The 1,454-nt window shown below is 76.6% G+C and carries 1 protein-coding gene; it reads right to left on the reverse strand.

The genetic code is table 11. The annotated features are described in order from the left end of the window. Window positions 1-330: 330 nt before the first annotated feature. On the reverse strand, window positions 331-1,454 hold a 1,124-nt coding region (locus QH283_RS28630), incomplete at its 5' end, for an ATP-binding cassette domain-containing protein (RefSeq protein ID WP_280506047.1).

Raw genomic sequence — 1,454 nt, forward strand, 5'->3', positions numbered from 1 at the left:
GGGCGCGCCCGCCCCCCGCCCCCCCCCCATGGCGCGCCCCCCGCGTCGTCGCGGGGCGGCGGGGGCCCGCCCCTACCCCGGGCGCCCGCGACCGGGGACTCGGGGGCCGGGTGACTGCCTGGTATTCGCTCGGCGCACACGCGTGCGGAGGCGGATACCACCGTCGGTGGGCGCCTAGCGGGCAGCCACCTCACATGTCCTGGAATTCATTCCTCGAACCACCTCCTTCCCTGTGTACCGACGAAACTAGTCCTGGAGGCGCGGGGCGGCAACGTATTTTCCTCGACCGCGTCCGGGGGGCGTTTCCGCTGGTCGAGCAGGCATGGGCGCTCAGACCGCGGCGGTGACGGTGACCCGGCAGGGCGGTTCGACGCGAACGAGGGTGTCGGCGCGGTGGCCCGCCGGGAGCTGGTGGGTGACCACGACGACCGTGCGCTCCGGCGCGACCAGGCCCGAGTCCACGTCGAGCAGGGCGCGCAGCAGGTCGGCGCCCGCGTCGGCCTCCATGTGCTCGGTCGGCTCGTCGAGCAGCAGCACCCGGGCCGGGGAGACCAGGGCCCGGGCGAGCAACAGCCGCCTGCGCTGACCGCCCGAAACCGCCGCCGCGCCGCCGACCAGGTCGGTGTGCACGCCATCGGGCAGGGCGTCGAGCCAGTCGCCGAGGCCGACCCGGCGCAGGGCCCGCTCGGCCTGCTCCCCGGTCAGGTCGCCGCGGGCCACGCGCAGGTTCTCCAGCACGCTGGTGCCGAACAGGTGCGCGTCCTCGGCGAAGAACATGATCCCGGCCGCGCGGGCGGCGGTGGCGTCGCCCAGCAGCCCGGCCCAGGACATCAGCAGGGTGGACTTGCCCGCGCCGGAGGGGCCGACCACGGCGATGCGGCGGCCCTGCGGGAGCGGCGGCAGGTCCGCCGGGAGATCGACCGGCCCGTCCGCGGCGCAGACGCCTTCGGCCTGTTCGATGCGGGCGAGAGCGGCGCGGGCCGTGGTGATCGCGCGTGCCGCGGCGGGCAGCGCTGTCATGGCCTCGAAGGAGGACAGCGGCAGCAGCACCAAAACGGTCAGCGCCATGGGCGTCATCGCGCCGGGCAGACCACCGCCGGGACCGTAGACGGCGACGCCGACCAGCAGCGCGCCCAGCACGCTCACGCCCATGGCCAGCGGAGTGGCGGCGGCCGACCAGGCGGTGCGGGCGGCGGCGGAGTCCTCGGCCGCCACGGCGCGCACGGCGTGGTCGCGGGCGGCGGCCACGGTCTCGTCCAGCCGGCCCGCCACCCGCAGTTCGGGGGCGTGGTCGAGGACGGTGAGGGCGCGGGCGGTGAACTCGGCACGATCGGCGCGCACGGCGAGTTCGGCCGCGCGGGCGGCGCGCGCCGACAGCCACGGGCCGAGCACACCGGAGACGGCCAGCGCGGCGGCCAGCACCACCGCCGCCACGGGAGAGATGAAGGCGATGG

The sequence above is a fragment of the Nocardia farcinica genome, assembly GCF_029867845.1.
Lineage (GTDB): Bacteria > Actinomycetota > Actinomycetes > Mycobacteriales > Mycobacteriaceae > Nocardia > Nocardia farcinica_A.